The organism is Bradyrhizobium sp. OAE829 (assembly GCF_040546575.1).
Classification (GTDB): domain Bacteria; phylum Pseudomonadota; class Alphaproteobacteria; order Rhizobiales; family Xanthobacteraceae; genus Bradyrhizobium.
Genome location: NZ_JBEPOE010000001.1, coordinates 715,660 through 738,224, shown reverse-complemented (window position 1 = coordinate 738,224; position 22,565 = coordinate 715,660). Strand labels below are relative to the sequence as shown.

The following is a 22,565-nucleotide window of genomic DNA, read 5'->3' as shown; positions in this document are numbered from 1 at the left end:
TATCAGACGGATACCGCAAATGCTTGGCCGGCCCGGGCCGATGTGGTATCTCGCAAGCGCTTCTTTCGACCGCCACACGTAACCGACCGTTTTGCCCCTAAGGGCTTGCGGCGGTGGAGATATTCGGCCCATGACGTCCAGCAGCAAGACCGCCTCCGCGCCCGACTCGTTCTTCACGGCAACCCTCGCCGAGGCCGATCCGGAAATCGCCGCCGCCATCAAGGGTGAACTCGGCCGGCAGCGCCACGAGATCGAGCTGATCGCCTCGGAAAACATCGTCAGCCGCGCCGTGCTGGAAGCGCAGGGCTCGGTGATGACCAACAAATACGCCGAGGGCTATCCGGGCGCGCGCTACTATGGCGGTTGCGAATGGGTCGACGTCGCCGAGACATTGGCGATCGATCGCGCCAAGAAACTGTTCGGCGCCCAGTTTGCCAACGTCCAGCCCAACTCCGGCAGCCAGATGAACCAGGCGGTGTTCCTGGCGCTGCTGCAGCCCGGCGACACCTTCATGGGCCTTGATCTTGCCGCCGGCGGCCATCTCACCCACGGCGCGCCCGTCAACATGTCCGGCAAATGGTTCAAGGCGCAGCACTACACCGTGCGCCGCGACGACCAGATCATCGACATGGACGACGTTCAGCGCCGCGCCGAGGAAGTGAAGCCGAAGCTGATCATCGCCGGCGGCTCCGCCTATTCGCGCGCCTGGGACTTCAAGCGTTTCCGCGAGATCGCCGACAGCGTCGGCGCCTATCTGATGGTGGACATGGCGCATTTCGCCGGCCTCGTCGCCGGTGGCGTCCATGCCTCGCCGGTGCCGCATGCCCATGTCACCACCACGACCACGCACAAATCGCTGCGCGGCCCGCGCGGCGGGTTGATGCTGTGGAACGACGAGACGCTGACCAAGAAATTGAACTCGGCGATCTTCCCGGGCCTGCAGGGCGGTCCCTTGATGCACATCATCGCCGCCAAGGCGGTGGCATTTTCCGAGGCGCTGCGTCCGGACTTCAAGATCTACGCCAAGAACGTCGTCGAGAACGCCAAGGCGCTCGCAGAAGCGCTGCGCGCGCAGGGCCTCGACATCGTTTCGGGCGGGACCGATAACCATCTGATGCTGGTCGACCTGCGGCCCAAGGGCCTGAAGGGCAACGTCTCGGAGAAGGCGCTGGTTCGCGCCGCGATCACCTGCAACAAGAACGGCATTCCGTTCGATCCCGAAACGCCGTTCGTCACGTCAGGCCTGCGTCTGGGCACGCCCGCGGCGACCACGCGCGGTTTTGGCGTTGCCGAATTCCAGCAGGTGGCCTCCATGATCGCCGAAGTGCTCAACGCGCTGGCGCAGTCGCCCGACGGCAAGGCGCCGCTGGTGGAAGCCGCGATCAAGGAACGCGTCAAGGCACTCACCGACCGCTTCCCGATTTATCAGTAAAGGTCACAGGTAAGGGATTCTTGGGATGCGCTGCCCCAGCTGCAACAGTCTCGATACGCAGGTGAAGGATTCGCGCCCCACCGAGGATTCCGCCGTGATCCGGCGGCGGCGGGTTTGTATCGCCTGCAATTTCCGCTTCACCACCTTCGAGCGGGTGCAGCTCCGCGAGCTGACCGTGATCAAGCGCAACGGCCGTCGCGTGCCGTTCGACCGCGACAAGCTGGTGCGCTCGCTGCAGATCTCGCTGCGCAAGCGCCCGGTCGATCCGGAGCGCGTCGAGAAGATGGTCTCCGCCATCGTTCGCGAGCTCGAAAGCGGCGGCGAGGCGGAGGTTTCCTCGGAAGCGATCGGCGAGATCGTGATGGAGCATCTGCGCCAGCTCGATGACGTCGCCTATGTGCGTTTTGCCTCGGTCTACCGCAACTTTCGCGAGGCCAAGGACTTTGAAGCCGTGCTCGGCGAGCTGTCCGGCGAGGAAGACGCACGGGTCACCGCGTTGCGCAAATGATCTTCCGCATTCTGGAAGACCAGTACGCGCAGAAATCCAGAGAGTCCAAAGCCGCGGACGCGCGCTTCATGCAGCTCGCGCTTTCGCTCGGCCGGCGCGGGCAGGGGCGCACCTGGCCGAACCCCGCCGTCGGGGCCGTCATCGTCAAGGACGGCGTCATCGTCGGGCGCGGCTGGACCCAGCCCGGTGGCCGGCCGCATGCCGAGCCGGATGCGCTTCTGCGCGCCGGTGAAGCCGCCCGCGGCGCCACGCTCTATGTGACGCTGGAGCCGTGCTCGCATTTCGGCAAATCGCCGCCTTGCGTCGACGCCGTGATCGCGTCGGGCATTGCCCGCGTGGTGTCGGCGATCGAGGACCCCAATCCGGAAGTCGCCGGTCAGGGCCACGCCAAATTGCGCGCCGCCGGGATTATCGTCGATGTCGGCCTGAATTCCGCGGAAGCCGCATACGAACATGCCGGGCATTTCCGCCGCATCCGCGACAAGCGCCCGCATGTGATCCTCAAGCTGGCAGTCTCCGCCGACGACAAGATCGGCGCCGCCGGCCGCAAGCCGGTCGCCATCACGGGCGAGGCCGCAAGGACCCGCGTGCACCTGCTGCGCGCGCAGTGCGACGCCATCCTGGTCGGGATCGGCACCGTGCTGGCGGATGATCCGGTGCTGACCTGCCGGCTACCGGGGATGGAGCATTTGTCGCCGGTACGGGTGGTGCTGGATCGGAGCTTGCGGATTCCCGGCACCAGCCGTCTGGTGCAGACCGCGCGCGAGACGCCGCTCTGGGTCATGACGTCGGATCTCGCCGAAGCCCCGGCTGCCATGAAGCTCGGCGCTGCCGGAGCGCAGGTGATCCGCGTCGCCGCGTCAAGCACGCCGCCGGGGCTGGATCTGCCGGCGGTGCTGCGTGGGCTGTCCGACAAGGGCATTTCGCGGCTGATGATCGAGGGCGGGGCGCGGGTCGCGTCGTCCTTTGTATCGGCGGGGCTGGTCGACGAGGTTTGGCTGCTGCGCGGACCCGAGGCGGTCGGCGCCGACGGCATTCCCGCGCTGGACGCATTGCCGCTGTCGGCTCTCACCGGGTCGCCCGCGCTAAGGGTCCGTGCTAGCGAAAGCGTCGGCAAAGACACACTTACGATCTACGAGCGCGCTTAGCCAAATTCGTCATGCCCGGCCATGACGGTAGAGGACACCAATGTTTACCGGAATAGTCACCGATATCGGCGAAATCGTCAGCCTGACGCCGACGGCGCAGGGGCAGTTGCATCGCTTGCGCATCGCCTGCCGCTACGATCGCGCCACCATCGCCGATGGCGCCTCGATCGCCTGCAACGGCGTCTGCCTCACCGTGGTCGCCTCCGGCGTCGATGATGGCAAGACCTGGTTTGACGTCGATGCCGCGGCCGAGACGCTCGGCATGACCACGGCCAAGCACTGGGGCGCGGGCACAAAACTCAATCTCGAGCGCGCGCTGAAGATCGGCGACGAACTCGGCGGTCACATCGTGGCCGGCCATGCCGACGGCATCGCCAGCATCGTCAAGCGCGACGATCTGCCCGATATGGCCAGGTTCGAACTGCGCACGACGCGGGAACTGGCGCGCTTCATCGCCGTCAAGGGCTCGATCACGCTGGATGGCGTGTCGCTGACCGTGAATACGGTTGAAGACGTGGTGTTTTCGGTGCTCATCATTCCCCATACGCTCAGTGTCACAACACTGGGCGGCTGGAATTCGGGCAGCGAGGTCAATATCGAGGTCGATCTGATGGCCCGCTACGCGGCGCGGCTGTCGGAAATGAAGTAAGATAGCTTGGCTTTGACCGCTGCTGCGCCTAAAACGCGCAACGTTGACATTCAACATACACACAAATTGTCAACGCATTGAAATGGATGAAGAATAAATGGCAGACGCACGGCGCGCACCGCTGAAAGACCAGACCGACATTACCGGCGCGCGCGCGCTGATCGTCGAGGCACGCTTCTACGACGATATCCAGGATGCGCTGCTGGAAGGCGCCGTCACCGAACTGAAGGCGGCCGGTGTCACGCATGACGTCATCACCGTGCCCGGCGCGCTGGAAATCCCCGCCGCGATCGCGATCGCGATCGACGCGGCTGAGAAGAATGGCAAGCCTTACGACGCCGCGATCGCGCTCGGCTGCGTGGTGCGCGGCGACACCATTCATTTCGAGATCGTCTCGATGGAATCCTCGCGCGCGCTGATGGACCTTGCGGTCGCCAGAAAGTTCCCGCTTGGCAACGGCATCATTACGGTCAACACCGAGGCGCAGGCTTGGGCGAGGGCGCGCGCCAGTGAACTCAACAAGGGCGGCGACGCCGCCCGCGCGGCGCTCGCGATGTTGCGGATCAAACGCCGGCTGGCAAAGGCCTGACGATGGCAGACAGCAAGAAGCCCGCTCCGAAAAGTCCGGACAAGAAAGCCAACCGGCGCGGTGCGGCGCGGCTCGCCGCCGTGCAGGCGCTGTACCAGATGGACATCGGCGGCGCGGGGATCAACGACATCTTCGCCGAGTTCGAGAGCCACTGGCTCGGCAACGAGGTCGAGGGCGACAAATATCTGCCGGCCGAAGCCGCATTTTTCCGCGACGTCGTCTCGGGCGTGGTGCGGGATCAAGCCAAACTCGATCCGCTGATCGACGATGCGCTGTCGAAGGGCTGGCCCTTGAAGCGGATCGACGCGATTTTGCGCGCGGTGCTGCGGGCAGGGTCTTATGAACTGGAGCATCGCAAGGACGTGCCCGGCCGCGTCGTCGTGTCCGAATATGTCGATGTCGCGCACGCCTTTGTCGAAAAGGACGAGACCGGCATGGTGAACGCGGTGCTGGACCAGATCGCGCGCCAGTTCCGCGCCGACGAGTTCGCGCGTGGCTAGCGCGCCCGCGTCCGGCGAGGACTCGCTGATCGCGCGCTATTTCAGGCCGATCGCGACCGACCCTGGCGCCTTCAATCTGGACGACGACGCGGCGGCCCTGAAGCCTGATGGCGACGACATCGTTGTGACGACGGACGCCATCGTTGAGGGCGTGCATTTCCTCCCCGACGATCCGCCTGATACCGTTGCGCGCAAGGCGCTGCGGGTGAACCTCTCGGATCTCGCCGCCAAGGGCGCCGTGCCGGCCGGTTTCGTGCTGACGCTGGCGCTCCGCGATACCGACGAAGCCTGGCTCAAACCGTTCGCGGCCGCGCTTGGCGAGGACGCCGCACAATTCGGCTGTCCGCTGCTCGGCGGCGACACGGTGTCGACATCAGGACCGTTGATGGTTTCGGTCACCGCGTTCGGGCGCGTGCCGTCAGGCAAAATGGTCCATCGCAGCGGCGCCAAGCCTGGCGACCGGGTGCTGGTGACCGGCACGATCGGCGATGCCGCGCTCGGGCTTGCCGTGCTCGGCGGCGGCAAGGTCCATGCTGCGGTGAGCGATATCGCCGCGCGCGATCTGCTGGTCGGGCGTTATCGGGTGCCGCAACCGCGCGTGGTGCTCGCGGAAATCGTTCGCGACCATGCCGGAGCGGCGATGGACGTGTCCGATGGGCTCGCCGGCGATCTCACCAAGCTGTGCGGCGTGTCCGGTGTTTCCGCTGCGATCGACCTGGAATCGATTCCGCTGTCGGATACCGCGCGCGATCTGCTGTCGCGTGGCATCGTCGGAATCGAAACGTTGATCGCCGGTGGCGACGATTACGAAATCCTGTGCACGGTGGCGGAAGACCGCGTCGATGCGTTCGTGCAAGCCGCACAGGGCGCCGGCGTGGCGGTAAGTTCCATCGGAACCGTGCTCGCTGGAAGTGGCGCGCCAAAATTCCTCGACGGGCAGGGCGGCGAAATCGTGCTGAAACGGCGCTCTTACAGCCATTTTTGAGCGTCGCAGCGCTGCCTGCGGGCCTTATTTGCAACCGGCCATTGCAATTTCCCGAAAAATCTATAGTTGTGCGCGCATTCGATTGCCGCCGTGCCTTGCTGAACGCGCCTGTTAGGGCATTTTCCAGAGACATCGTCGATTGGATTTGAATCCGTGCGATCGCCGTGCGGAATGAAAGCCTACGTGCTTTGGAGAATAGAAAATGGCTACGGGAACTGTGAAGTGGTTCAACGGTCAAAAGGGTTTTGGATTCATTCAGCCGACCGACGGCAGCAAGGATGTGTTCGTTCACATCAGCGCCGTTGAGCGCGCAGGTCTGACCGGTCTGGCCGAAGGCCAGAAGGTCGAGTTCGAACTCAAGACCGACAAGATGCGGGGCAAGGTAAGCGCAGAGAACCTGTCGCTGGCCTGAGGCCTCGAAACGGTCGTTTCACGGATGTACTGAAATGGATCGCGGGCCCGCTCAATCCCTTCGAGGATTGGGCGGGCCCATGTATTTTTCAGGCCAATGTATTTTCAGGCCCAGTATTTTTAGGCCCAGACATTTCTTGGTCGCTATTTGGGGGCGCTGCACCCGCAGGATCGCTGTCGGCAGACGATTCGAAGGTTTGCCCCGCGGGCGCCTGACAGGCCTCGGATTTTCCGCCGGACGGTCCAGCCGCCAGCCAGGCCTCGCCACCAGCCCGTCGTTCCCGGGGGTTCCTTTCAAAAATAGACGGTTTCTGGCCTCCGCGGCGTTGCGCCGGGGAAACGATTTTGGCAAGGTCCCGGCGATTTGAGGGGCCACCCTTTTGGGCGGGGAAAGGCCTCCTTTTTATGCGCTTGCCGCGCTCGCGGTGTGGCGGGGGAACATCAAGGTCTGAGGCAAATTCAATGACAGCATTATGGATGATTGTGCTCTGCGGAGCGCTTTCGATTGTTTACGCGATCTGGGCGACGGCTTCGGTGTTGAAGGCGGATGCCGGCAATCCGCGCATGCAGGAGATCGCAGCCGCGGTGGCCGAGGGCGCACAGGCTTATCTGAAGCGGCAGTACATGACGATCGGCATGGTCGGCGTCGTGATCTTCGCCCTGCTGGCTTATTTCCTCGGCATGCTGGTTGCGGTCGGCTTCCTGATCGGCGCGGTGCTGTCGGGCGCTGCCGGCTTCATCGGCATGAACGTTTCGGTTCGCGCCAACGTGCGTACCGCGCAGGCCGCGACCACCTCGCTGGCCGGCGGCCTTGAACTTGCCTTCAAGGCCGGTGCGATCACCGGGATGCTGGTGGCTGGCCTCGCACTGCTCGGCGTCACCATCTACTTTGCCTATCTGACCCAGATGCTGGGTCTGAAGGCCAACGACCGCGTCGTGGTCGACGCGCTGGTCGCGCTCGGCTTCGGCGCTTCGCTGATCTCGATCTTCGCCCGTCTCGGCGGCGGCATCTTCACCAAGGGTGCGGACGTCGGCGGCGATCTCGTCGGCAAGGTTGAGGCCGGCATTCCCGAGGATGATCCGCGCAATCCCGCCACCATCGCTGACAACGTCGGCGACAACGTCGGTGACTGCGCCGGCATGGCGGCCGACCTGTTCGAGACCTATGCGGTGACCGCGGTCGCCACCATGGTGCTGGCTGCGATCTTCTTCGCGACCTCGCCGCTGCTGGTCAACATGATGACGCTGCCGCTCGCCATCGGCGGCATCTGCATCCTGACCTCGATCGCCGGTACCTTCTTCGTCAAGCTCGGCGCCAGCCAGTCGATCATGGGTGCGCTCTACAAGGGCCTGATCGCGACCGGTGTCCTGTCGCTCGTCGGTGTTGCCGGCGTCATCTACTGGCTGATCGGCTTCGGTCCGCTGGCGGGTGTGAAATACACCGGCATGGCGCTGTTCCAATGCGGCGTCGTCGGTCTTGTCGTTACCGGGCTGATCATCGTGATCACCGAATACTACACCGGCACCGATTATCGCCCGGTCAAGTCGATCGCGGCGTCGTCGGTCACCGGTCACGGCACCAACGTGATCCAGGGCCTCGCGATCTCGATGGAATCCACCGCCGGTCCGGCGATCGTCATCATCGCCGGCATCCTCGTCACCTACAGCCTTGCCGGCCTGTTCGGCATCGCGATCGCGACCACCACCATGCTGGCGCTGGCCGGCATGATCGTGGCGCTCGACGCCTTCGGCCCCGTCACCGACAACGCCGGCGGTATCGCCGAAATGGCCGGCCTGCCGAAGGAAGTCCGCAAGTCGACCGACGCGCTCGACGCGGTCGGCAACACCACCAAGGCGGTCACCAAGGGTTACGCGATCGGCTCGGCCGGTCTCGGCGCGCTGGTGCTGTTCGCGGCCTACAATGAAGACCTCAAATTCTTCATCGCCAATGCCGCGAAGTATCCGTACTTCCAGGGCGTGCTGCCCGACTTCTCGTTGAACAACCCCTACGTCGTGGTTGGCCTCTTGTTCGGCGGCCTGCTGCCGTATCTGTTCGGCGCGATGGGCATGACGGCCGTGGGCCGTGCGGCCGGCGCGATCGTCGAGGAAGTGCGGCGTCAGTTCCGCGAAAAGCCCGGCATCATGCAAGGTACCGACAAGCCGGATTACGGCCGCGCGGTCGACCTTCTGACCAAGGCGGCGATCAAGGAAATGATCATCCCGTCGCTGCTGCCGGTGCTGTCGCCGATCTTCGTCTACTTCGTGATCTTCGCGATCGCGGGCGGCGGCGCGGCCGGCAAGTCGGCGGCGTTCTCGGCCGTCGGCGCCATGCTGCTCGGCGTGATCGTGACCGGCCTGTTCGTTGCGATCTCGATGACCTCGGGCGGCGGCGCCTGGGACAACGCCAAGAAGTACATCGAGGACGGCCATTACGGTGGCAAGGGCTCCGACGCGCACAAGGCGGCGGTGACCGGCGACACCGTCGGCGATCCCTACAAGGATACGGCCGGCCCCGCCGTCAACCCGATGATCAAGATCACCAACATCGTGGCGCTGCTGCTGCTGGCGATCCTGGCGCACTGAGCGGGGAGAAGCCCGATCAAACAAAAAACCCCGCGGTGCGAGCCGCGGGGATTTTCTTTGGAGGCCTGAGGTCTTTCATCCGTCATTGCGAGCGAAGCAATCCATAGCAGCGAACGCGGAAGTGGATTGCTTCAGCCAGCGTCCATCTGCAGGCCTTCCTGCTTGATGATGGCGCCGAACTTGTCCGTCTCCGCCTGGATGAAGTCGGAAAACTGCTGCGGTGTGCCGTAATCGGTGCGCGCGCCGATCTTGGCCATGTTTTCCTTGATGTCCTCGCGCTCCAGGAACACCTTGATTTCCTTGTTGAGGGCATCGAGGACGGGAGGAGGGCAGGCCTTGGGCAGGAAAATGCCGAACCAGGACGAAACGTCGAACTTGGCGAGCTCCGGTGCGCTCTCGCGCATGGTCGGAATGTTGGGCGCCAGCGCGCTGCGCTCCGTCGTGGTCACCGCCAGCGCGTTGAGCTTGCCATCCTGCACCTGCGGCAGCGTCGGATAGAGATTGTCGAACAGGACCTGGATGTCGCCGGCAAGCGCCGCCTGCAGCGCGGGCCCGGCGCCGCGGAACGGCACATGCACCATCTTCAATTTCGTCAATTGCAGGAACCAGGCGCCGGTGAGGTGAGGGCTCTGCCCGATACCGGATGAGCCGTAGGTCAGCTTGTCCGGATTGGCCTTGATGTAGGCAATCAGGTCGCCGATCGACTTGATCGGTACCGAGGGGTGCGCCGAGACGATGTTGGGAATCCGGATCAGGTTGGAGACCGGCTGCAACTGGTCGGCCTTGTAGGTCATATTCCGGAAGATGCTGTAGGCGATGGCGTTGGGGCCGGGATTGCCCACCAGGATGGTGTGCCCGTCGCCCTTGCTGCGTACGGCTTCGGCGGTGCCGATGGTGCCGCCCCCGCCGGAGCGGTTCTCCACCACCGCGGACTGGCCCCACGCCTTCTGCAAATGAGCCGCCAGCAAGCGTCCCATCACGTCCGTGGTGCCTCCCGGCGCGGCCGGCACGATCAGGCGGACGGTTTCGGTGGGCCGCCAGTCGGCGCCCAGGCTGCTGCGCGGCAGAATGGCCGCAGTGGAGAGCGCGGCGGCTCCGGTCAGAATATGGCGGCGGGAAAAAAATCGGCTGGTCACGAGGTCACTCCCTGCGGGGCTGTTGTTTTGCAGGCGACCGTAGGCAGCGCGCGCGCTGAGGGCAAGCGGGCGACTTGGCGCAGGGCGTGGGTGAGGCCCGAGTTCTCGGGCTTAGTTAAAGCTGAGCAGCTTGAACAGCGGCGTCAGGTAGCTGAGCTCCTGGCCTGAGGTCGGCGTGGTGCGGCTGATGAAGTCGAAGATCTTGCCGTCCTGCAGCCCGTAATTGGCGAGCCGCTGCACCTGGCGATTCTTGTCGAAATAGATCGCGATCACCCGCTGGTCGACGACCTGCTGGTTCATGAAGGCGACTTTGCGCTCGGAGCGCTGCGAGATGTAGTAGAACACCTCGCCGTTCAGGGTCGCGACCGTGGAGGGCGTGCCCATCACGATCAGCACCTGGTCCTGGCTGGCGCCGATCGGGATTTGTTCGAGCGCGCCGGGGGGCAGGATATAGCCCTTCTGGAATTGCTCGCCGGTGCAGCCGCCGAGTGCGACGCAGAGCAGTGCCATGGCCGCAAAGCCGCGAAAACCGCGCCAGCACGTGGTCAGGCGGCGCGGCGAGGGCGCGCAAGAGCTTGAGTGGCCCGTCTCGGTCATTCCGGAATCGATCCCGTCCCCTTGCATCGCGCGAGGCGTTGACGTACCGGGCAGCACGCAGGATTGCAACATGCGCGGGCGCCCGAAGCTGAAACCCTGAAGGCTGGAACCTTCATGGCGGAAACCTTTGGGGCTCGCATGCGGAACCCACAATGCTTTGGCCGTTCAATCACTTCAGGAAACCCCGGTCCGCCCCGCGCGGCACCATTGAAGCCATCTATGGCATGATCGTGACGCAGGCGCGAGAACCGTTGTTTTATCGGGACTTGGCGGTCCCGGACACGGTTAACGGCCGTTTTGACCTGCTTCTGATGCATTTGTGGCTGGTATTGCGGCGGCTCAAATCGGTCCCGGCGGGCAAGGCCCTGTCGCAGGCACTGTTCGACCATTTTTGCAACGATATGGACGATAATCTGCGCGAACTGGGCGTCAGCGACCTCAAAGTGCCGAAAAAGATGCAGGCCTTCGGCGAGGCCTTCTATGGCCGCACCGCGGCCTATGATCTGGCGCTGACCGAGGGCCACGAGGCCCTGGCGCAGGCGCTGTGCAAGAACGTCCTCAACGGTGAGAACATCGAAAAGGCGCGCCGGCTCGCAGCCTATGCCGAGGCGGTCATGGCGGCGCTCGACCGGCAGGACGAGGCGGCGCTGGCCGGCGGCAGTTTCAAGTTTCCATCGCCGGAGCAAGCCGGCGCACAAGCATGAGCAAACGGCGATGACCAAGAGTACCATGATCGAGAAGCCGGACCCGTGGCGCGTTCCCGTCGCGGTGGAGAAAATCCCGGACACGGGTCTGCATCGCGACCTCGAGGCCGATCAGGCCACGCGGGTTGCGGTGGCGGAAATGGGAAGCCTGCGTGAAGTGCTTGTGCTGCAGGCCTCGTTCGATGTGACGCCCAAGAGCGGCGGCCGCTTTCAGGTCGAGGGGCGCGTGCGGGCCCGGATCGGGCAGACCTGCGTGGTGACGCTGGAAGAGATGGAAAGCGATATCGACGAGCCGATCGATCTGATCTTCGCGCCGCCGGACCAGATTCCGGAGATGGCCGCGCTGGTCGACGAGGCAGAAGAGAGCGACGAGGACACGCCCGATCCACCGGAGCCGATCGACAACGGCATCATCGATCTCGGCCGGCTTGCGACCGACGCGCTGTATCTCGCGGTCGATCCGTATCCGCGCAAACCGGATGCGGTTTTTGAACCGTTGGTCGAAGCCCCTGATCCCGAGGATCACCCATTTGCGGCGCTCAAGGCGCTGAAGGTCACGCCAAAAAAGTCGGGCGCAAAGAAGCCCAAAGACAAGTAACCGACACTTAAAGTGGCCGGTGAAGCAGGATTTCACTTGATGTGGCTATGATGCCTCATCAGAAATCTTGCATAAGATATTGAATTCACTGATATTACGCTGTATTCCCGCTTGCGGGCGGTGCTGGGTCCCATTCCCCAAAGCCGTGGTCAAGAGGTTGTGTCAGAACGGGGACACGCTATTGTCCCGGCCCGGCGGAGGCGATAGCGATGCGCTCCGCCGAGCACCGCTGTCGGCGGATGCTTTCAGCGCGCGGCCGGGCTCGAACAGGGCTGCAAAGAGATCAGGTTTCCGGGACGTTCATGCCTCAAAAGGTTCGAATCGCGCTTGACGCCATGGGTGGCGATGTCGGCGCATCGGTCATCATTCCCGGCGCCGCGGCGGCGTTGGCCCGGCATCCCGACATCGAGTTTCTGCTGTATGGCGACAGCGCGCTGATCGAGGCGGAGCTCGCCAAGCATCCGGCCATGAAGAAGGCGTCGCGTGTCACCCATACCGACGTCACCGTCAGCATGCACGACAAGCCAAGCCAGGCGCTGCGCCGCGGCCGCAAGAAGTCGTCGATGTGGTTTGCGATCGACGCGGTGAAAGAGGGCAAGGCCGACGTCGCGGTATCCGCCGGCAACACCGGCGCGCTGATGGCGATGGCGCGCTTTCATCTGCACACCATGCCGGGGATCGATCGGCCGGCCATTGCCGGCGTGTGGCCGACGATGCGCGGCGATTCCGTCGTGCTCGACCTCGGCGCCAGCATCGGCGGCGACCATCATCATCTGGTGGCGCTGGCGGTGATGGGCGGCGCGATGGCGAGCGTGCTGTTCGGCAAGCCGCGCCCGACCGTTGGCCTGCTCAATATCGGGACCGAGGAAGTGAAGGGCGGCGAGGAAATCCGCGCCGCCTCCGAGCAGCTGCGCGCGATGAACCTGCCGGAGCTCGACTATATCGGCTTCGTCGAGGGCGACGGGATCGGCAAGGGCGCCGCCGATGTGATCGTGACCGAAGGCTTTTCCGGCAACATCGCGCTGAAGGCCGCCGAGGGAACCGCGCGCCAGATGTCGGAGTTCCTGCGCAGCGCCATGGCCTCGAGCTGGCGGTCCCGAATCGGTTATTTGTTTGCCCGCAACGCCTTCACGGCCCTGCGGCACAAGCTCGACCCCAACAAATCCAACGGCGGCGTGCTGCTCGGCCTCAAGGGCGTGGTGGTCAAAAGCCATGGTGGAACCAACGCCGAAGGCTTTGCTTACGCGGTCGATGTTGGCTATGAGATGGTCCGCTGCGATCTCCTCACCAAGATCAATCAGATGCTTAATCGCGACGGCAGTGCGCTGGCTCAAGCGCAAACCGCGCAGGAGGCTGTCTCGTGACTGCTAAACGTTCGGTCGTGCTAGGCTGCGGCTCCTATCTGCCGCGGAAGGTCCTGACCAATGCCGAACTGGCTGATCGGATCGATACCTCGGACGAGTGGATCGTGCAGCGCACCGGTATCCGGCAGCGCCACATCGCCGCGGATGGCGAGTTCACCTCGCATCTGGCGATCAACGCCGCGCGCGCCGCGCTCGACCATGCCGGCATCGACGCGCAGCAAATCGATCTGATCGTGCTGGCGACCTCGACGCCGGACAACACCTTTCCGGCGACCGCGGTCGCGGTCCAGCACGCGCTGGGCATCAATCATGGCGTCGCCTTCGACCTGCAGGCGGTCTGCTCCGGCTTCGTCTTTGCGCTGGCCACCGCCGACAATTTCCTGCGCTCCGGCTCGCACAAGCGGGCGCTGGTGATCGGCGCGGAGACGTTCTCGCGCATTCTCGACTGGAGCGACCGCGGTACCTGCGTGCTGTTCGGCGACGGCGCCGGCGCCGTCGTGCTCGAGGCCCAGGACCAGCCCGGCAAGCCGACCGACCGTGGTATACTGACGACGCATCTGCGTTCCGACGGACGGCACAAGTCAAAGCTGTTTGTCGATGGCGGGCCGTCTTCGACCCAGACCGTCGGCCACCTCCGCATGGAGGGCCGCGAAGTCTTCAAGCACGCGGTCGGCATGATCACCGACGTGATCGTCGATGCGTTCAACGCCACCGGCGCCACCGCCGAGAGCATCGACTGGTTCGTTCCGCATCAGGCCAACAAGCGAATCATCGATGCTTCAGCGCACAAGCTGCATATTGCGCCGCAGAAGGTGGTTCTGACCGTCGATCTGCACGGCAATACCTCGGCGGCATCGATCCCGCTGGCGCTCAACGTCGCGGTCAAGGATGGACGCGTCAAGAAGGGCGATCTGGTGCTGCTGGAAGCGATGGGTGGCGGCTTCACCTGGGGTTCCGCGCTCGTTCGCTGGTAGGGCCGGCGAAATAACTCGGTCAAATTTGTCGCGTTGTTTCATGCGTGTGCATGATGGTCGCTGTTGACCATTGCGTGCTAACCTCATAATTTCAGAGAATAAATTGTTCGCCGAGAGTGCGGGGCAGGCGATGACCGGGACCGGAAAAACAGTCACACGTGTCGATTTGTGCGAGGCGGTCTACCAGAAGGTGGGCCTGTCGCGAACGGAGTCGTCTGCGTTTGTCGAACTCGTTTTGAAAGAGATCACCGATTGTCTTGAGAAGGGCGAGACGGTGAAGTTGTCGTCGTTCGGCTCGTTCATGGTGCGCAAGAAGGGTCAACGGATCGGACGTAATCCGAAGACCGGCACCGAAGTACCAATCTCTCCGCGACGCGTGATGGTGTTCAAGCCGTCGGCCATTCTCAAGCAGCGCATCAATGGTCACGCGGTGACGAACGGTGACGCCAAGGACGATTGAGGCGTTTTCAGCGCGAGGCGAAGTTCAGTTCGCGTCGAGAATGCGCGTGAAGATAGTCATGTTAAGCGTTTAGAGTTTCTCTTCATTCTCTTGAGCTGAGAGGAGCTGGCATTTGGACAAGGCGCCGGATGCGTTCCGTACCATCAGCGAGGTCGCGGACGATCTCGACATTCCCCAGCACGTGCTGCGATTTTGGGAAACGCGATTCACCCAGATCAAGCCGATGAAGCGAAGCGGCGGGCGGCGCTATTACCGCCCCGACGACGTCGATCTGCTCAAGGGCATCCGCCGCCTGCTGTACGGCGAGGGCTACACCATCCGCGGCGTGCAGCGGATCCTGAAAGAGCACGGCGTCAAATCGGTGCAGGGTCTGAGCGACCAGAACTCCGCCGTCTCATTCGGCGCGGTCGAGGAGGCGATCGGCCTCAGCCTGCAGGAGCCGGAAGAGGGCGCAGGTGCGCTCGCCGGATCCGATGACGACGATTATGAGGGAGAAGCCACGGAAATCGACTACCGCTTCGTCGATACCGACGAGGACGGTTTCCTCGCCCCGTTTGGCAAGGGCAAGGCGGCTGCCGTGCCCGGCCCGGTAGGCGGCCCCGACCGCGAACGCCTCGAACGCGTGCTGCAGGACCTGGTGGCCTGCCGGCAATTGCTGGACACCGCGCTGAAGGACGGCTGAGGGCAGGCCCGGAACCGCCTTCGGACGATGGTTTTCGGGGCCGAGCGCGGCTCGTTTACGGGGCGGATCGCGCGCCTTGCGCCGAGGCCTGATCGCAGCTAATGGAACGGCATCGGAGCGTGGCGCAGCCCGGTTAGCGCACTAGTCTGGGAGACTAGGGGTCGGAGGTTCAAATCCTCTCGCTCCGACCATTAAAAGCCCCAACATGGAGCTTTTACTACCTGAAACCACCGGAGAACTCCCAACAGCTTCGTGGGTGGTATGACCTTGTCGGCATCAAGAATTTATTTCTCTTTGGCGTATCTGGGCTAGTTTGATCCATCAACGTGGAGCGCTGGCTCATGCGTCGACCGATCGCCCGCCGCCGAATGCTGACGGCTTGTCTTGGTCTCTTGGTGGCCGGAGCGGCGAAGGCGGATCGTTCGCGGCAGTGGCGCGTGGCCTACGTCGGTTCTGGCAGAACCGCCATAGCCGTACCGATCCTAAGGGAAGCGCTTCGCCAGCTTGGCTATGAAGAGGGTAAAAACCTCACCCTCGATGTCCGCGCCGCGAATGGGCACTACGCCATTTTACCTGATCTACTGAAAGAGGTGGTTGGCCTAAGGCCAGATGTCATCGTTGCAGAGGCCACACCAGCCGTCGCGGCCGCACAGAAGGCGACGTCGACTATTCCGATTGTGATGTCCCCGGCGAGCGATCCTGTTGGCTCCGGATTCGTCGAGAGCTTTGCTCGGCCGGGCGGAAACATTACTGGCGTGGCAAACATGTTCGGCGATACCACGACGAAGACGCTCGACATAATCCGCCTGGTTCTTCCGAACGTAAAAATGATCGGAGTCTTGATCTCGAGTAATCCGACCCATCGGGGCCTGTTGGAGGTCGCCAAACAGGCCGCCGCGTCAATGGCCATTTTCGCAGAGGGCTTTGTCGCGCCAAATCCTGACGACCTTGAAAGGGCATTTGCGGAAATGAAGTCCGCTAACTGCGACGCTGTATATGTTCTGGCGGACCCAGTGCGCCCGGCCATTCCTGGTATCGCCCTGAAATCCGGATTGCCGACCATCTATCAGGTGAATACCTACGTGACGGATGGCGGCCTGATGAGTTACGGCCCTGATGTCCCAGGTTTTTTCAGTTTAGCCGCCCGGTACGTCGACCGTATTCTCAAGGGCGGGAAGCCAGCCGAGATACCCGTCGAGCAGCCCACAAAATTTTTGTTCGAGGTGAACCTCCGCACAGCCAAGGGGCTTGGATTGACCATTCCGGAGTCGGTGCTGCTCATGGCCGACAAGGTGATCGAGTAGCGGACTAATTAATATGAGGCCGCCGCGGGTAAGGGCCGCCGTCGTCACTCGTCGTTGAAAGCAAGAAGCGGAACGTCCACGTCGAACACCAGTTCGAGCACCAATGCGACCGCGCAAACCACCACGGCCAGCTCGACCATCATGAAAGTGAAAACCGTGGTCAGTCCGACGACGGCGTTTTTGCGTCCGTTGATCATGATTCCCTCGTTAAGGAATCATTAGCACTTGGTTATTCGGCGTGGTCGATGATGTGATTTTAACGTAAACGGGGAACCCGCGCGGAGCCGGCGCGCGGCCTCGGATAAGAGGGCATATCCTGCGCCGAGGGTCTGAAAAGCGGTCAGGGGCTGCCGGGTCAGAGGGCCGAAGCTCAGCCCGACTTGTTCATCTTCTTCACTTTTGCGTCGGTGGCTTCGATCGATGCCGCCAATTCCAGGATCGCTTTCGCCAGAAGGTCGGCGGCTTCCTTGGCGTCCTGGCAGCGTTCGGCGCGCAGCGCATAATTCTTGGCGGATGATAGTGACATTGGCGACGCCCTTCCGACGGAAAAACCCACCGGGTTGAGGCGGTGGGTTTCCCTACGCATTTACGTCTCGCGGGGGCCTTGGGAGCCGTCCGCGATTGTCTGAACCATAGCGCTCGCTGGTTAATGAATTTTCTGGCCGCTAAGGCGCCGTCAGCTTGCCGGTAACGCCGGTGAGCGCGCTGCGGCTAAAGAAACTCGCGCAGCCGCACCAGCTCGGCGACGTGCTCGGCGGACATCACCTCGGGGATCATTGGCGGCTGCGCCGCTGTCAGAATCTCGTACAGGTGCCGGGTCGATTCAGGCTTGGCCATGAATTCCCTCATGCACTCATCGAGCGTGCCCTCGAACACCATATAGGGGCCGGAGCTATCGAGGCGGCGGGCGTTGTGGAGCGACGGCCATTTGCGGATGATGGCAGGAACATCAAAACTCACTGGTACTTCGGCACCATCCATTCGTCGTCGAGCTCCTCGGTCACAGGAAAACGGCCCCCCAGCCGCAAGATGATGATGGGCATCCCACCACGAAACTCACAATTCGCGACGTCGCCGTTGGTTCCCGGCCGATGCTCCCGAAATTTTTTTCCACCGCCGTCTGTGGGGAACAAACTACTGCCGGGGAGCTTAGTCGGGCACGCCCGGACGCGACTAGCCCCGTCGCGTTCGGCAAAAGGCGGCCTCAGCTTCCCCCCGTGCTGGGGCCGCCTCTTTCAACAGCGTTGCTGCGGCGCAAAAGATCGCGCCGCATCGCTGCGAACGGCCGAAGCTGGTTCTTGAACGGACTACTTCTTGATCGGACTACTTCTTGAAGAAGCCGACAATGATCAGGAGGATCACCGCGCCAATGACGGCGTTGACGATCGCGGCCAGATAGCCTCCGACCAGGACAAACCCGATCATCGGTAACAGCCAGCCGGCAATCACGGCGCCGACGATGCCGACCACGATGTTGCCGACCAGGCCGAGGCCATAGCCCTTGACGATCTGCCCGGCCAGCCAGCCTGCGATCGCGCCGATGATCAGCCAGACGATGAGAGATTCAATCACGACCATCCTCCCCATTGCTGAGCGCCGCGGTTTCCCGCGGTCGCCGCCCTCGAAGCCAACACGTTCAGGAAGCAAGACGTTTAGGAAGCAAGACGCTTTGGGAGCTTGGCATTGCGCCAGTGCTGCCGTTCGCCGTTGATCGATCTTAGGTAGTATTACGATCCGCTCTCGTTGGCTTGTCAACCAGTAGCTGGCTCCGGCTCGGTCAATCGCAACAACTTCTTACCGAATATTCCCGGCGATGGATTTGAGCGTCTCGTTCTGCGCTTTGAAAATATTGCTCAGGACTTCAAACCAGGACGTGCCGCCAATCACCGCATCCAGTTCGGTCGCACAAAGTTCGCCGGTCGAGGCGGCCCGTTGGTCAATGCTCGGCTGTTTCTGAAATGCGGTCATGATGCGCTCCGGTGGCTGGATGAGGCCAACCATCCTGACCCCGGTGAGAGGCTCGTGACTGTGATCGATGTCACAGCGACGGCGACGGCTAGGCGGCTAAATCCCCTTCATCAGCAATGATCCGACCTTGATCCAAAGGGAGCCGTCACCATGAGCACCGTCATCAATCGCGCTGAATCATGCGAGCGGGACCGTCAGACCGACGCGCTGTCCGATCGCGAACTCGCCAATGTCAGCGGCGGCAAGGGAAAAGCCACGCCCAGCCCGTTTGTGTTTATCAAGCATTACGACAAGGCAAGCCCCGTCCTAGCCTGAACTCCGAACCTGCGCGCCACGGATTGCCGTCAGGCCGGCGTTCGCGCGTGCTTGGCCGCCTCAAAGGCGGCCAGCCGTTCGGCGAACTTGCCGTTCGCAGCGCCGGCGCGCGCGACGATGACGGGGGCCTGGATCGTCTCGAAGAAATGACAGGCCACGCGATGGCCGGGCGCGGCCTCGCGCAGCTTCGGCTCCTCGGCCGAGCAGCGCGGCTGGGCGTGCAGGCAGCGCGTGTGGAAGCGGCAGCCGGACGGCGGGTTGAACGGGCTCGGCACGTCGCCCTGCAGCATGACGCGCTTGGTGCGCAGGCTCGGGTCCGGTTTCGGGATCGCCGACAGCAGCGCGTGGGTATAGGGGTGCAACGGCTTTGCGTAGATCGCCTTCTTGTCAGCGATCTCGACCAGCTTGCCGAGATACATCACCGCGACGCGATCGCTGATGTGTTTCACGACCGCCAGATCATGCGCGATGAATAGATAGGACAGACCAAACCGCTGCTGCAAATTCTGCAGCAGATTGACGATCTGTGCCTGGATCGAGACGTCGAGCGCCGATACCGGCTCGTCGCAGATGATCAAATCGGGATTGACGGCCAGCGCCCGCGCAATGCCGATGCGCTGGCGTTGCCCGCCGGAGAATTGATGCGGATACCGCCTGGCGTGTTCGGGCAGCAGGCCGACGATATCGAGGAGCTCGCTCACCCGCGTCTCGCGCGAGGCGGGATCGCCGATGTCATGCACCCGCAACGGTTCGGCCAGAATCTCGCCAACGGTCATGCGCGGATTGAGCGAGGCGTAGGGGTCCTGGAAGATGATCTGCATGTGCCGCCGCAGCCGCCGCAGTTCATCCTTGCCGAGACCCGCGATTTCCTCGCCCTTGAAGCGGACCGAGCCGGCCGTCGGGTCCATCAGGCGCAGCACCAGGCGTCCGGTCGTCGACTTGCCGCAGCCGGACTCGCCGACCAGCGCCAGCGTCTCGCCGCGGCCGATCTCGAAGCTGACGTCCTCGACGGCGCGCACCAGACCCACTTGTCGGCGCAGGATGATGCCGCGGCTGAGCTGAAAATGTTTTACGAGGCCATCGACCTGCAGCACCGGGACCGCGCTCATGACGCCACCTCGACCGGGGCCTTCCAGCAGGCGACGAGATGACCCGGCGCGAGTTCGCGCAGCGGCGGCGGCGCCTCGCGGCAGCGCCGGTCGGCGAACGGGCAGCGCGGCGCGAAGCGGCAGCCCTTGGGCTGGTTGTTGGGGCTCGGCACCGTGCCTTCGATGGTGGCGAGCCTAATACGGTCGACGTCGAGGCGCGGGATCGAGCCGAGCAGGCCGATCGTGTAGGGGTGCTGCGGATCGGCAAACAGATCGGCGACATCAGCGCTTTCGACGATCTGTCCGGCGTACATCACCAGCACCTGGTCGGCGACCTCGGCGATCACGCCGAGATCGTGGGTGATGATCAGGATCGCCATGCCGAGCCGGCGCTGCAATTCGCCGAGCAGATCGAGGATCTGGGCCTGGATGGTGACGTCGAGCGCGGTGGTCGGTTCGTCGGCGATCAGGAGCGCCGGCTCGCAGGACAGCGCCATCGCGATCATGACGCGCTGGCGCATGCCGCCCGACAAATGGTGTGGAAAGTCGTCGATGCGCTGCTTCGCCGAGGGAATCCGCACCAGTTCCAGCATCTCGATGGCGCGCGCTTTCGCGGCCTGCGGCGACAACTGGGTATGGGCGAGTATCGCTTCGACGATCTGCTGGCCGATGGTGTGCACCGGGTTCAGCGAGGTCATCGGCTCCTGGAAGATCATCGACATCTTGCCGCCGCGCAGCCGGCGGCGCTCGTCGGCCGACAGTTTCAGCACGTCGCGATCGCCGAACATAACGGCGTCGGCCTCGACCTTGCCCGGGCTCGCCACCAGGCCCATCACCGAGAGCGACGTCACGCTCTTGCCGCAACCGGATTCGCCGACGAGGCCGACGGTACGGCCGCGCGGCACGCTGAAGCTGATGCCGTCGACCGCGCGAAACAGGCCGCGGTCGGTGGCAAAATGGGTCTTCAGGCCGCGGACCTCGAGCAGGTTTTCCATCAGAACGAGTAATCCAGGCCCTTGTAGAACGTGTTCTGGTAGAGCATGTGCGGCCGCACGCCCTTCAGCTTCTTCTGGCTCGTCGTGTACATCGCGATGTTCATCACGGGCATCCACAGATGCTCCTCGGTGACCCGCTGCTGGGCCAACGAGTAATATTTGGTGCGATCGGCCTCGGTCAGCGACGCGCGGCCCATCTTCAGATACTCGTCGGTCTTGGGGTCGTTCCAGTTCATCCGGTTCGGCGCCGGCATGTTCTTCGAATCGAAGTAGAAGTTCAGGAGGTCGCCCGCCGATATGTAGGGGAACGTCACCGTCCACAATTCGTAGTCCTGCTTGGCCATCTCGGCCGGCGCGATCGTGGAGTCGAAGCCGACGATCTTCCAGTCGATGCCGATCTTGCGCATGTAGCCCTGGATCGCCTCGGAGACGCGGCCGAAATAGGAGACCTGCGTGAACAGCACCTTCGGCGCGAGCTTGACACCGTCCTTCTCGCGGATGCCGTCGGCGCCGACCTTCCAACCGGCTTCGTCCAGCAGCTTCTTGGCGCGTTCGATGTCCTCCTTGATGATGCCCTTGGTGGAGGCGGCGAAGTCGAGCGCCTTGTCGTCGATGAAGGTGTAGGCCGGTTCGGCATTGCCGAGCATGATGCCCTTGACGATATCGGCGCGGTTGATCGCGATGTTCATCGCCTCGCGCACCCGCTTGTCTGATACCATCGGCCGCGTGGTCTTGTAGCCGTAATACATCAGCTGGAAGTTCGGCTGCGCCTCCTGCACGTTGAGGGTGGGGGCTGCCTTGACCTGCTGGATGAACTGCAGCGGGATCTGATGGCTGACGTCGAATTGTCCGCCCAGCATCGCGGCGACGCGGCTGGAATCCTCCGGCACGATCTTGATGCTGAGTTTTTCGAACTTCACCGGGCCTTTGTTCTGGTACATCGACGGGCCCCATTTGTAGGCGTCGTGGCGCTTGAGCACGATTTCGGTGCGCGGCTGCCAGTTCTCGAAGCACCACGGCCCGGTGCCGTCGATCGCCTTGATGCCGTAATCCTTGCCGAGCGCCTCGACGCTCTCCTGGTTGTGGATCGCGGTGGTGAACATCGTGAGCTGGAGCAGCAAATCGGCGAACGGCTCGTTCAGTTCGTATTCGACAGTGTAGGGATCGGGCGCGCGCAACTCCTTGATGTTGCCGGCGCGCCAGGCCAGCGGCGCTTTCAGCTCGGGGCTGGTCAGGCGCTTGAAGGAATAGATCACGTCGGCGGCGGTGAATTTCTTGCCGCTGCAGAATTGCACGTCATCGCGCAGCTTGAAAACATAGGTCTTGCCATCCTCGCTGATGGTCCACGACTTGGCGAGATAGGGGATTGGCGTCTTGCCGTCCCAGTCCATCGCGACCAGCGTATCCTGAATCATGTTGACGATGTCGGAGGAGGGCGACCACGTCGTGCGCTGGCCGTCATAATGCGGCGCGTCGAGCGACTTCATCATCTTCAGGGTCTGCGCCTCCAGCGGAGACGCTCCCGCCAATCCGAGCAGCACCGCAGCCGTCATGAACAATCCGCGCATCGTTTGC

At 63.3% G+C, this 22,565-nt stretch carries 27 protein-coding genes and 1 tRNA gene; 18 read left to right on the top strand and 10 right to left on the bottom strand.

Annotation, left to right across the window (positions count from 1 at the left end; genetic code table 11):
* Positions 1-130: 130 nt before the first annotated feature.
* The 9 genes from glyA to ABIE49_RS03440 all read left to right on the top strand — a co-directional run bounded on the left by glyA (position 131) and on the right by ABIE49_RS03440 (position 8,805).
* Positions 131-1,432 carry a serine hydroxymethyltransferase gene (glyA, locus tag ABIE49_RS03480; protein WP_192733577.1) on the top strand — a complete coding sequence of 434 codons (1,302 nt, stop codon included), beginning with the start codon at positions 131-133 and terminating at the stop codon, positions 1,430-1,432.
* Positions 1,433-1,457: 25 nt separating this feature from the next.
* The gene (nrdR, locus tag ABIE49_RS03475) at positions 1,458-1,940 is read left to right on the top strand and encodes a transcriptional regulator NrdR (protein ID WP_192733576.1); all 483 of its coding nucleotides are present in this window, start codon (positions 1,458-1,460) and stop codon (positions 1,938-1,940) included.
* Positions 1,937-3,088 (top strand): bifunctional diaminohydroxyphosphoribosylaminopyrimidine deaminase/5-amino-6-(5-phosphoribosylamino)uracil reductase RibD, encoded by a 1,152-nt coding sequence (ribD, locus tag ABIE49_RS03470; RefSeq protein ID WP_192733575.1) that lies wholly within the window; start codon positions 1,937-1,939, stop codon positions 3,086-3,088. The genes nrdR and ribD overlap by 4 nt, the downstream gene beginning before the upstream one ends.
* Before the next feature lie 40 nt (positions 3,089-3,128).
* Positions 3,129-3,737, top strand: coding sequence for a riboflavin synthase (locus ABIE49_RS03465; RefSeq protein ID WP_192733574.1), 609 nt, complete (start codon positions 3,129-3,131; stop codon positions 3,735-3,737).
* A 97-nt stretch (positions 3,738-3,834) separates the two neighbouring features.
* Positions 3,835-4,326, top strand: coding sequence for a 6,7-dimethyl-8-ribityllumazine synthase (gene ribH, locus ABIE49_RS03460; protein WP_192733573.1), 492 nt, complete (start codon positions 3,835-3,837; stop codon positions 4,324-4,326).
* 2 nt (positions 4,327-4,328) lie between these two features.
* A complete protein-coding gene (gene nusB / locus ABIE49_RS03455; protein WP_192733572.1) occupies positions 4,329-4,826 on the top strand; it encodes a transcription antitermination factor NusB in 498 nt (165 codons plus the stop codon).
* Positions 4,819-5,811, top strand: coding sequence for a thiamine-phosphate kinase (gene thiL / locus ABIE49_RS03450; RefSeq protein ID WP_192733571.1), 993 nt, complete (start codon positions 4,819-4,821; stop codon positions 5,809-5,811). Before nusB ends, thiL begins: the two co-directional genes overlap by 8 nt.
* 202 nt (positions 5,812-6,013) lie before the next feature.
* The gene (locus ABIE49_RS03445) at positions 6,014-6,223 is read left to right on the top strand and encodes a cold-shock protein (RefSeq protein WP_192733570.1); all 210 of its coding nucleotides are present in this window, start codon (positions 6,014-6,016) and stop codon (positions 6,221-6,223) included.
* A gap of 461 nt (positions 6,224-6,684) precedes the next feature.
* Positions 6,685-8,805, top strand: coding sequence for a sodium-translocating pyrophosphatase (locus ABIE49_RS03440; protein ID WP_192733569.1), 2,121 nt, complete (start codon positions 6,685-6,687; stop codon positions 8,803-8,805).
* A 131-nt stretch (positions 8,806-8,936) separates the two neighbouring features.
* Here ABIE49_RS03440 and ABIE49_RS03435 read toward each other — a convergent pair whose 3' ends face one another.
* Both ABIE49_RS03435 and ABIE49_RS03430 read right to left on the bottom strand, forming a co-directional pair.
* The gene (locus ABIE49_RS03435; protein ID WP_192733568.1) at positions 8,937-9,941 is read right to left on the bottom strand and encodes a Bug family tripartite tricarboxylate transporter substrate binding protein; all 1,005 of its coding nucleotides are present in this window, start codon (positions 9,939-9,941) and stop codon (positions 8,937-8,939) included.
* A 111-nt stretch (positions 9,942-10,052) separates the two neighbouring features.
* Entirely contained in the window at positions 10,053-10,538 is a 486-nt protein-coding gene (locus tag ABIE49_RS03430; protein ID WP_192733567.1) for an outer membrane protein assembly factor BamE, read from the bottom strand.
* 152 nt (positions 10,539-10,690) lie between these two features.
* Here ABIE49_RS03430 and ABIE49_RS03425 point away from each other — a divergent pair, with 152 nt between their 5' ends.
* From ABIE49_RS03425 to ABIE49_RS03390, 8 genes are all read left to right on the top strand, one after another.
* Positions 10,691-11,242 (top strand): ubiquinol-cytochrome C chaperone family protein, encoded by a 552-nt coding sequence (locus ABIE49_RS03425; RefSeq protein WP_192733566.1) that lies wholly within the window; start codon positions 10,691-10,693, stop codon positions 11,240-11,242.
* Between the two features lie 10 nt (positions 11,243-11,252).
* Positions 11,253-11,840 carry a YceD family protein gene (locus tag ABIE49_RS03420; protein WP_192733565.1) on the top strand — a complete coding sequence of 196 codons (588 nt, stop codon included), beginning with the start codon at positions 11,253-11,255 and terminating at the stop codon, positions 11,838-11,840.
* Between the two features lie 302 nt (positions 11,841-12,142).
* On the top strand, positions 12,143-13,204 hold the full coding sequence (plsX, locus tag ABIE49_RS03415; protein ID WP_192733564.1) for a phosphate acyltransferase PlsX: 1,062 nt from the start codon (positions 12,143-12,145) through the stop codon (positions 13,202-13,204).
* The gene (locus tag ABIE49_RS03410) at positions 13,201-14,178 is read left to right on the top strand and encodes a beta-ketoacyl-ACP synthase III (protein WP_192733563.1); all 978 of its coding nucleotides are present in this window, start codon (positions 13,201-13,203) and stop codon (positions 14,176-14,178) included. Before plsX ends, ABIE49_RS03410 begins: the two co-directional genes overlap by 4 nt.
* Positions 14,179-14,308: 130 nt before the next feature.
* Positions 14,309-14,638 carry an integration host factor subunit alpha gene (locus tag ABIE49_RS03405; RefSeq protein ID WP_192734233.1) on the top strand — a complete coding sequence of 110 codons (330 nt, stop codon included), beginning with the start codon at positions 14,309-14,311 and terminating at the stop codon, positions 14,636-14,638.
* Positions 14,639-14,750: 112 nt separating this feature from the next.
* Positions 14,751-15,320, top strand: a complete 570-nt coding sequence (locus tag ABIE49_RS03400; RefSeq protein ID WP_192733562.1) for a MerR family transcriptional regulator — start codon at positions 14,751-14,753, stop codon at positions 15,318-15,320.
* A gap of 113 nt (positions 15,321-15,433) precedes the next feature.
* Positions 15,434-15,511 (top strand) — tRNA-Pro (locus tag ABIE49_RS03395).
* A 150-nt stretch (positions 15,512-15,661) separates the two neighbouring features.
* Positions 15,662-16,624, top strand: a complete 963-nt coding sequence (locus ABIE49_RS03390) for an ABC transporter substrate-binding protein (protein WP_192733561.1) — start codon at positions 15,662-15,664, stop codon at positions 16,622-16,624.
* A 44-nt stretch (positions 16,625-16,668) separates the two neighbouring features.
* Here ABIE49_RS03390 and ABIE49_RS03385 read toward each other — a convergent pair whose 3' ends face one another.
* From ABIE49_RS03385 to ABIE49_RS03365, 5 genes are all read right to left on the bottom strand, one after another.
* On the bottom strand, positions 16,669-16,821 hold the full coding sequence (locus ABIE49_RS03385; protein WP_192733560.1) for a hypothetical protein: 153 nt from the start codon (positions 16,819-16,821) through the stop codon (positions 16,669-16,671).
* A gap of 173 nt (positions 16,822-16,994) precedes the next feature.
* Positions 16,995-17,150: a hypothetical protein gene (locus ABIE49_RS03380; protein WP_192733559.1), complete on the bottom strand. Its 156-nt coding sequence runs from the start codon at positions 17,148-17,150 to the stop codon at positions 16,995-16,997.
* A gap of 185 nt (positions 17,151-17,335) precedes the next feature.
* Complete coding sequence (locus ABIE49_RS03375; protein WP_192733558.1) at positions 17,336-17,605, bottom strand: hypothetical protein; 270 nt, start codon at positions 17,603-17,605, stop codon at positions 17,336-17,338.
* A gap of 342 nt (positions 17,606-17,947) precedes the next feature.
* Positions 17,948-18,202, bottom strand: coding sequence for a GlsB/YeaQ/YmgE family stress response membrane protein (locus ABIE49_RS03370; RefSeq protein WP_192733557.1), 255 nt, complete (start codon positions 18,200-18,202; stop codon positions 17,948-17,950).
* Positions 18,203-18,418: 216 nt separating this feature from the next.
* Positions 18,419-18,592, bottom strand: a complete 174-nt coding sequence (locus ABIE49_RS03365; RefSeq protein WP_192733556.1) for a hypothetical protein — start codon at positions 18,590-18,592, stop codon at positions 18,419-18,421.
* Positions 18,593-18,742: 150 nt separating this feature from the next.
* Here ABIE49_RS03365 and ABIE49_RS03360 point away from each other — a divergent pair, with 150 nt between their 5' ends.
* A complete protein-coding gene (locus ABIE49_RS03360; protein WP_192733555.1) occupies positions 18,743-18,907 on the top strand; it encodes a hypothetical protein in 165 nt (54 codons plus the stop codon).
* Positions 18,908-18,936: 29 nt separating this feature from the next.
* On the opposite strand, the gene ABIE49_RS03355 is transcribed toward ABIE49_RS03360, so the two are convergent.
* Genes ABIE49_RS03355 through ABIE49_RS03345 form a run of 3 tightly spaced genes read right to left on the bottom strand, consistent with a single transcriptional unit; the run spans position 18,937 to position 22,558 of the window.
* Positions 18,937-20,016: an ABC transporter ATP-binding protein gene (locus ABIE49_RS03355; RefSeq protein ID WP_192733554.1), complete on the bottom strand. Its 1,080-nt coding sequence runs from the start codon at positions 20,014-20,016 to the stop codon at positions 18,937-18,939.
* Positions 20,013-20,990 (bottom strand): ABC transporter ATP-binding protein, encoded by a 978-nt coding sequence (locus ABIE49_RS03350; protein ID WP_192733553.1) that lies wholly within the window; start codon positions 20,988-20,990, stop codon positions 20,013-20,015. The genes ABIE49_RS03355 and ABIE49_RS03350 overlap by 4 nt, the downstream gene beginning before the upstream one ends.
* Positions 20,990-22,558 carry an ABC transporter substrate-binding protein gene (locus ABIE49_RS03345; protein ID WP_192733552.1) on the bottom strand — a complete coding sequence of 523 codons (1,569 nt, stop codon included), beginning with the start codon at positions 22,556-22,558 and terminating at the stop codon, positions 20,990-20,992. The genes ABIE49_RS03350 and ABIE49_RS03345 overlap by 1 nt, the downstream gene beginning before the upstream one ends.
* Positions 22,559-22,565 lie beyond the last annotated feature (7 nt).

What these genes read in the sequence shown, in the direction of transcription:
- ABIE49_RS03370 (WP_192733557.1), bottom strand. Translation starts at nt 18,202, where the DNA reads ATGGTCGTGATTGAATCTCTCATCGTCTGGCTGATCATCGGCGCGATC.
- ABIE49_RS03465 (WP_192733574.1), top strand. Translation starts at nt 3,129, where the DNA reads ATGTTTACCGGAATAGTCACCGATATCGGCGAAATCGTCAGCCTGACG.
- ABIE49_RS03390 (WP_192733561.1), top strand. Translation starts at nt 15,662, where the DNA reads ATGCGTCGACCGATCGCCCGCCGCCGAATGCTGACGGCTTGTCTTGGT.
- ABIE49_RS03380 (WP_192733559.1), bottom strand. Translation starts at nt 17,150, where the DNA reads ATGTCACTATCATCCGCCAAGAATTATGCGCTGCGCGCCGAACGCTGC.
- nrdR (WP_192733576.1), top strand. Translation starts at nt 1,458, where the DNA reads ATGCGCTGCCCCAGCTGCAACAGTCTCGATACGCAGGTGAAGGATTCG.
- ribD (WP_192733575.1), top strand. Translation starts at nt 1,937, where the DNA reads ATGATCTTCCGCATTCTGGAAGACCAGTACGCGCAGAAATCCAGAGAG.
- ABIE49_RS03420 (WP_192733565.1), top strand. Translation starts at nt 11,253, where the DNA reads ATGACCAAGAGTACCATGATCGAGAAGCCGGACCCGTGGCGCGTTCCC.
- ABIE49_RS03405 (WP_192734233.1), top strand. Translation starts at nt 14,309, where the DNA reads ATGACCGGGACCGGAAAAACAGTCACACGTGTCGATTTGTGCGAGGCG.
- nusB (WP_192733572.1), top strand. Translation starts at nt 4,329, where the DNA reads ATGGCAGACAGCAAGAAGCCCGCTCCGAAAAGTCCGGACAAGAAAGCC.
- ABIE49_RS03355 (WP_192733554.1), bottom strand. Translation starts at nt 20,016, where the DNA reads ATGAGCGCGGTCCCGGTGCTGCAGGTCGATGGCCTCGTAAAACATTTT.
- ABIE49_RS03375 (WP_192733558.1), bottom strand. Translation starts at nt 17,605, where the DNA reads ATGGATGGTGCCGAAGTACCAGTGAGTTTTGATGTTCCTGCCATCATC.
- glyA (WP_192733577.1), top strand. Translation starts at nt 131, where the DNA reads ATGACGTCCAGCAGCAAGACCGCCTCCGCGCCCGACTCGTTCTTCACG.
- ABIE49_RS03430 (WP_192733567.1), bottom strand. Translation starts at nt 10,538, where the DNA reads ATGACCGAGACGGGCCACTCAAGCTCTTGCGCGCCCTCGCCGCGCCGC.
- ABIE49_RS03445 (WP_192733570.1), top strand. Translation starts at nt 6,014, where the DNA reads ATGGCTACGGGAACTGTGAAGTGGTTCAACGGTCAAAAGGGTTTTGGA.
- ABIE49_RS03345 (WP_192733552.1), bottom strand. Translation starts at nt 22,558, where the DNA reads ATGCGCGGATTGTTCATGACGGCTGCGGTGCTGCTCGGATTGGCGGGA.
- ABIE49_RS03440 (WP_192733569.1), top strand. Translation starts at nt 6,685, where the DNA reads ATGACAGCATTATGGATGATTGTGCTCTGCGGAGCGCTTTCGATTGTT.
- plsX (WP_192733564.1), top strand. Translation starts at nt 12,143, where the DNA reads ATGCCTCAAAAGGTTCGAATCGCGCTTGACGCCATGGGTGGCGATGTC.
- ABIE49_RS03360 (WP_192733555.1), top strand. Translation starts at nt 18,743, where the DNA reads ATGAGCACCGTCATCAATCGCGCTGAATCATGCGAGCGGGACCGTCAG.
- ABIE49_RS03385 (WP_192733560.1), bottom strand. Translation starts at nt 16,821, where the DNA reads ATGATCAACGGACGCAAAAACGCCGTCGTCGGACTGACCACGGTTTTC.
- ribH (WP_192733573.1), top strand. Translation starts at nt 3,835, where the DNA reads ATGGCAGACGCACGGCGCGCACCGCTGAAAGACCAGACCGACATTACC.
- ABIE49_RS03425 (WP_192733566.1), top strand. Translation starts at nt 10,691, where the DNA reads ATGCTTTGGCCGTTCAATCACTTCAGGAAACCCCGGTCCGCCCCGCGC.
- ABIE49_RS03365 (WP_192733556.1), bottom strand. Translation starts at nt 18,592, where the DNA reads ATGACCGCATTTCAGAAACAGCCGAGCATTGACCAACGGGCCGCCTCG.
- ABIE49_RS03350 (WP_192733553.1), bottom strand. Translation starts at nt 20,990, where the DNA reads ATGGAAAACCTGCTCGAGGTCCGCGGCCTGAAGACCCATTTTGCCACC.